The organism is Deltaproteobacteria bacterium (genome assembly GCA_005879535.1).
GTDB lineage: Bacteria > Myxococcota > Myxococcia > Myxococcales > 40CM-4-68-19 > 40CM-4-68-19.
Map to the genome: position 1 here is coordinate 38,818 of VBKI01000092.1, position 6,174 is coordinate 44,991.

The 6,174-nt window shown below is 67.8% G+C and carries 4 protein-coding genes and 1 pseudogene (1 of these 5 only partly in view); 2 read left to right on the forward strand and 3 right to left on the reverse strand.

The window, feature by feature from the left end; translation table 11 throughout:
* Together E6J58_22215 and E6J58_22220 are read right to left on the reverse strand one after the other, a co-directional pair.
* A pseudogene (locus tag E6J58_22215) lies at positions 1–1,949 on the reverse strand (multidrug efflux protein); it reaches 1,111 nt to the left of the window's first position.
* Positions 1,950–1,961: 12 nt separating this feature from the next.
* Positions 1,962–3,095 carry an efflux RND transporter periplasmic adaptor subunit gene (locus E6J58_22220; protein ID TMB32853.1) on the reverse strand — a complete coding sequence of 378 codons (1,134 nt, stop codon included), beginning with the start codon at positions 3,093–3,095 and terminating at the stop codon, positions 1,962–1,964.
* Between the two features lie 206 nt (positions 3,096–3,301).
* Between E6J58_22220 and E6J58_22225 the strand changes: the two genes are divergently transcribed.
* On the forward strand, positions 3,302–4,594 hold the full coding sequence (locus tag E6J58_22225) for an HlyC/CorC family transporter (protein TMB32850.1): 1,293 nt from the start codon (positions 3,302–3,304) through the stop codon (positions 4,592–4,594).
* A gap of 6 nt (positions 4,595–4,600) precedes the next feature.
* Positions 4,601–5,287: a glycerophosphodiester phosphodiesterase gene (locus E6J58_22230; protein ID TMB32851.1), complete on the forward strand. Its 687-nt coding sequence runs from the start codon at positions 4,601–4,603 to the stop codon at positions 5,285–5,287.
* On the opposite strand, the gene E6J58_22235 is transcribed toward E6J58_22230, so the two are convergent.
* On the reverse strand, positions 5,284–6,099 hold the full coding sequence (locus tag E6J58_22235) for a pirin family protein (GenBank protein ID TMB32854.1): 816 nt from the start codon (positions 6,097–6,099) through the stop codon (positions 5,284–5,286). The two genes, E6J58_22230 and E6J58_22235, sit on opposite strands and share 4 nt — an antisense overlap.
* Positions 6,100–6,174 lie beyond the last annotated feature (75 nt).

Sequence of the window (6,174 nt, forward strand, 5' to 3'; positions counted from 1 at the left end):
CCGCCGCCTGGAAGGGAAGGAGGGACGACGGCGAACGTCTGCACACCGGGGATTGCCGCGACCTTCGCCGACAACTCCGGCAGCACCTGGAAGACGTTGCGCTTGCGGTCGGTCCAGGGCTTGAGGCCGTCGCCGTAGAACCCTCCGTTGGGAAACGTGATCTGGAAGGTGAATTGCGTCTCGGGGATCGACGCCATCTCCTTGTGGATCTCGCGGGTCAGCGGCGTGATTTGATCGATGGTGGAGTTCGCGGGCGTGTTCAGGATCCCGAAGATGATGCCCTGATCCTCGAGCGGAGCGAGCTCCTTGGGCGACTGCTGGAACATGAGCAGCGCGAGCCCGCCGATGACCACCCAGCTCACGTAGATGGCTCCGCGCGCCGTGAACGTCTTCTCGAGCAGGCGTCCGTAACCCGCCTTGACCTTCTCGAACGTGCGGTTGATCCAGCCTGCGAGCCCCTTCTCCTCGACCTCCCGGTGCAACAGGTACGCCGACATCATTGGCGACAGCGTCAGAGCGACCACGCCCGAGATGGTGACGGCGCCGGCGAGCGTGAGCGCGAACTCCCGGAAGAGCGAGCCGGTCAGGCCGCCCTGGAAGGCGATGGGCGTGTACACCGCCGCGAGCGTGATGGTCATCGCGATGATGGGACCCACCAGCTCGCGCGCTCCTTTGAGCGCCGCATCGATCGGCTTCAATCCCTCGCGCAGGTGACGCTCGACGTTCTCCACGACGACGATGGCGTCGTCGACCACCAATCCCACCGAGAGCACGATGGCCAAAAGCGTGAGCAGGTTGATGGTGAACCCGAACGTCTGCACCAGGAAGATGCCGCCGATCAACGAGAGCGGAATGGCGACCACCGGCACCAGCGACGACCGCAGCGACCCGAGGAAGAGGAAGATGACGATCACCACGATCAGCACCGTCTCGAGCAACGTCTGCACGACCTCGCTGATGGCGCTGCGGATGTAGGCGGTGGCGTCGTAGGCGATGGTCGCCTGGATCTGCTCGGGCAGCTCCTTCTGCAGCGAGGCCAGCTCCGCCCGCACGCGCTTGATCACGTCGAGGGAGTTGGCGTTGGGCAGGGACCAGACGCCGATGAACACCGCGGTCTGCCCGCTAAAGTTGACGACGGTATCGTAATCCTCCGCGCCCAGGACCACGTCGGCGACGTCGCGCAGGTGGACGGTGGCGCCTTCGCTTTGCCGGACCACCATCTGTTCGAACTCCTCCCGCGACCGCAGGTCGGTGTTCGCCGTCAGGTTCACCTGCACCAGCGAGCCCTTGGTCTGGCCGACCGCCGCCAGGTAGTTGTTGGCGGCCAGCGCCTGCCGGACCTGCACCGGGCTGACATTCAGCGCCGCCATGCGATCGGGCTTGAGCCAGATGCGCATCGCGAAGGTGCGCGCGCCGAGAATGTCGGCCTTCTGCACCCCTTCCAGCGCCGAGAGTCGCGGCTGGACGGCTCGGACCAGGTAGTCAGTGATCTCGTTCTGCTTGAGGAACTCGGAGGAGAAGCTCAGGTAGGCGGAGGCAAACTGGCTGTCCGCCGAGGTGATGTTGAGGATCGGGACCTCGGCCTCGGGCGGAAGGTCGCCGCGCACCTGGTCCACCTTGGAGCCGATCTCCGCCAGCGCCTTGGTGGAGTCGTAGTTGAGCCGCAGGCGGGCCTTGATGGTGGAGAGGCCCAGCTTGCTCTCGGAACTGAGGTACTCGATGCCATCCGCCGACGCGATCACGCGCTCGAGCGGAGTGGTGACGAACCCGCGCACCAACTCGGCGGGCGCGCCGACGTACACGGTGGTGACCGTGATTTCGGCGTTCTCGTTGCGCGGATACTGGCGGACGTTCAGCGAGCGGATCGCCTGAATGCCGGCGATCAGGATCAGCAGGTTGACGACGAGGGCGACGACGGGTCGGCGGATGAAGAGGTCGGTAAACTTCATGGGTGCCTCTCTCTATTGCTCGACCACGGTCGGCGCGACCTCGATCTTCGGCGCGAGATCGTTGCGCACCACCACCGCTGCGCCGTTGCGCAGCTTGAAGGCGCCGCTGCTCACGACGGTCTCCCCGGTTTTGAGCCCGGAGACCACCGCCACCAGATCTCCGCGCCGCTCCCCGAGCCGGACGAACTTCTGGTGCGCGATCAGGCCGGCGTTTCCGGCTGGATCCTTCTTCTCCTCGATGGAGAAGACGGAATCGCCGTAGGGCGCGTAGAGAACCGCGGTGGAGGGGATGACCTGCACCGTGCGCTTCTCCGGCGAAAGGACCTCGACGTTGACGAACATCCCGGGGCGCAGGCGTCCGTCGGGATTCGGGAAGGTGGCGCGGATGCGCACGTTCCTGGTGTTGACGTCCACTTCGGGGTTGATCACCGTCACCGAGCCGTCCCAGGTGGCCTTCGGGAACACGTCGGTGTGCATCCGCGCTTGCATTCCGACGTTGAGCTCCGCAAGTGCCTGCTGCGGGAGCCAGAACTCCGCGTGCACCGGGTGGACGGCGACCAGCGAGGCGATCGCGGTACCCGAGGCGAGCACCTGCCCGAGCTCCACCTGCCGGATGGAGACGCGGCCGTCGAAAGGAGCGCGGATGGTCTTCTTGCCGATGGTCGCCTGCAGCGTCACGACGTTGGCGGCGGCCTGCTTCGCCTTCGCGTCCGCGGCGTCAAGATCCGCCGGCGAGCTGGCGTGCGCTTCGCGCAGCGAGCGCGCGCGCTGCAGGCTCGCCCGCGCCAGATCGGCCTCCGCCCTGGCCGCGGCGAGCTGGCCCTCCTCGATGGAGCTGTCCAGCTTCACCAGCATGTCTCCCTTGCGCACGAACGTGCCGGAGTCGAACCCGATCTCGCGCACCAGCCCGGGCACTTCGGAGGCAAGCGTCACGGCGCGGACGGCGATCAGCGTGCCGACTGCCGATCGCGACGCCTGCCATTCGACGGCTTCCACCTTGGCCGAAGTGACGGATTCCGGCGGGATTGCAAAGGACTTGCCCGCGTTGATCATCTTGCGGATCTGACCCGCCTTGATCCCCGCCAGGATGACGACCACGCCGAGCAGCGCGGCGATGGCGATGATCCACACACGCCGCTTGCTGATGCGGGTGACACGTTGCTGCGAGCTTGCTGCCATTTCCACGAGAGTCCTCCCGGCCAGTCTGCAAGTCCGAAGGCCCGTTCCTAGTGCAAGGAGCGCCTGCTGTCACGCCTGTCCGGAGCGACGCAAATGAGATGCCAATGGTGGGGAAGCGTTTCAGGCGGCCTTGAGGCATCCTTTTTCGCCGGTCGAATCGAAGGAGAGCGCGCATGACGGGCCCGTGGCTGGCTGTAGCGGCGGCGTTCGCGCTGGTCGCGCTGAACGGCTTCTTTGTGGCGACGGAATTCGCCCTGGTGAAGGTCCGCCCGACGCGACTCGACGAGCTAGCGCGGCGGGGGTCAGGGGCGGCGCGGCGGACCCGGCGGCTCGTCGACCGCCTCGACGAGTACCTTTCTGCGACGCAGCTCGGGATCACGCTCGCCTCGCTGGCCCTGGGATGGATTGGCGAACCGGCGTTCGCGCACCTGATCGAGCCGGTGGCGACGCGTGCCGGGCTTGCGCCGGCGACCACCGAGGCCATCGCGGCAGCGCTTTCCTTCCTCCTCATCACCTTCCTGCACATCGTCTTTGGAGAGCTGGCGCCGAAGAGCCTCGCCATCCAGCGGCCCGAAGGCACCGCCCTCGCGGTGTCCGCGCCGATGCACTGGTTCCACGTCGTCTTTTATCCGGCGATCTGGGCGCTCAATGCCGTGGCGGCCGCCGCGCTGCGGCTGATCGGATTGAAGCCCGCGAGCGAGTCCGAGACGATTCACACCGAAGAGGAGCTCCGGCTGATTGTCGCCAGCATGCGGTCGGGGAAGGCCGGATCGCGCCGGCTCGACGTCGTCGAGCGCACCCTGCGGTTGCCGCAACGCGTTGCCCGCGACCTGATGGTGCCGCGGCAGGACATCGCGTACTTCAGGCTCGACCAGACGCCGGAAGAACGCCGCGAGATCGCCCGCAAGACCTGGCATAGCCGCTACCCGGTGATCGAGAGCGACATCGATCACATCGCCGGCATCTTCAACGTGCGCGACGCCTTCGTCGCCGGGAGCGATCCACGGACGCCGGAAGAGATGCGGGCGCTGTTGCGCCCGCCGCTCTACGTGCCCGAGAGCATGAGCGCGGAAGCACTCTTCCGGGAGCTGCGCGGGCGCAAGCAGCGCCTCGCCATCGTCGTCGATGAGTACGGCGGGACCGCCGGCATCGTCACGGTGCAGGACCTGATCGACGCCATCGTCGGCGAGACGGGGGACGAGTACAGCCAGGAAGGCGCGTGGATCAAGCCGCTGGCCGGCGGACGTTTCCACATCGATCCGCGCACGTCGGTCGCCGACTTCGCGGAGCATTTCGGCGTCCAGATCGAGGCGGAGTCCGCCGCCAGCGTCGGGGGCCTGGTGATCGAGAGGCTGCGGAGGATTCCGGCGGTGGGCGACAAGGTGGCGATCGGCCCGTGGGAGCTGACCGTCGAGGAGATGGACGGGCCGCGCATCGCCATGCTCTCCGCGGCGCGGTCGGGCTGAGGACGCGTGCGCATCTACGCACACCGAGGCGCATCGCGCGAGCTCCCGGAGAACACCACGCGGGCGTTCCGCCGGGCCCTCGAGCTGGGCGCGGATGCGCTGGAGACCGACGTGCACGTCACGCACGACGCCGTCATCGTCGTTTCGCACGACCCGGACGGAGCGCGCATCTTCGGCAAGGCGGCGAGGATCGCCGATTCGAGCTGGGCCGAGGTAAGGGCGTGGGGGATGCCCTCTCTCGAAGAGGTGGTCACGAGCTTCCCGGGAGTGCCCATCAACGTCGACCTCAAGATCGACGCCGCGGCGCTGGCGGTCGCGCTGTTGCGCAAGGTCGGCGCCGAGGAACAGGTGACTCTCGCTTCCTTCCAGAGCTCCACGCTGCGGAAGGTCCGCGCGCTCGGATATCGAGGCCCGACGGGCCTCGGCCGGAGCGAGGTCGCGCGCCTTCTTTCCCTTCCCGCCGCCGCGCAGCGGGGCCCGCTTGCGCCTCCGGGAAGGGCGGCGCAATTGCCGCTCTCGCTGGCGAAACCATGGATCATCCGGCGCTGCCATGCGCTCGGGCTGCGCGTGGACTACTGGACGGTGAACGAGCCCGCGCTCGCAACCAGCCTCGTGGCACTGGGCGCGGACGGGATCATGACCGACGATCCCGCGGTTATCGTCCCCGCCCTGCGCCCCGGACCTGCGCCTTAGGGATACTTCGGGATTGCCGGCTCGTGCCCCGGCAGCGGAATGAACTCCGTTTCGCCGGGCACCTTGGGAAAGCGGCCGCTGGCCCAGTCCGCCTTTGCCTGTTCGATCTGCTCGCGCGAGCTGGAGACGAGGTTCCACCAGATGTGGCGCGGCCCGTCCATCGTGGCCCCTCCCAGCAGCGCCAGCCGCGCCTGGCCCCGCGCTTCCACCACCGCGGCTTTGCGGGGCCGCAGGATCACGAGCTGGCCGGCGACGAAGGCCTCGCCGGCGACCTCGACCGACCCTTCGGCCACGAAGACGGCGCGCTCCTCGTGATCCGCAGGGACGTCGAAGCGCGCGCCCGCCTCCAGCTTTGCGTCGGCATAAAACAACTCGGACCGCGTCGGCACCGGCGAGCGGGCTCCATGGAGCGAACCCGCGATCAGCCGGACCCGCGTCCCGGCGTCCTCGATCACGGGCAGCATCTCCGCCGGGGTGTGGGCAAAGGCAGGATCCATCTCCTCGTCCTTCTTCGGCAGCGCGACCCAGATCTGGATCCCGAAGAGCTTTCCGCCTGCGGCGCGGACCTCCTTTGGCGTCCGCTCGGAATGGGCGATGCCGCGTCCCGCAGTCATCCAGTTCACCGCGCCGGGACGGATTGGCTGCACGGTCCCCAGGCTGTCGCGGTGGAGGATCTCACCCTCGAACAGATAGGTGACGGTGGCCAAGCCGATGTGCGGATGCGGCCGGACGTCCAGCCCCTCGCCCCCGCGGAACACCGCGGGTCCCATCTGATCGAAGAAGATGAAGGGACCGACCATGCGCCGCCGCATCGAGGGGAGCGCCCGCCGGACCGTGAAGCCGCCCAGATCTCGCGTGCGCGGAAGGATCACCGTCTCGACCGGCGA

Bases quoted from the DNA above. Each gene is read 5' to 3' on its own strand.
- E6J58_22225 (TMB32850.1), top strand. From the start codon at position 3,302: ATGACGGGCCCGTGGCTGGCTGTAGCGGCGGCGTTCGCGCTGGTCGCG.
- E6J58_22235 (TMB32854.1), bottom strand. From the start codon at position 6,099: ATGCGGCGGCGCATGGTCGGTCCCTTCATCTTCTTCGATCAGATGGGA.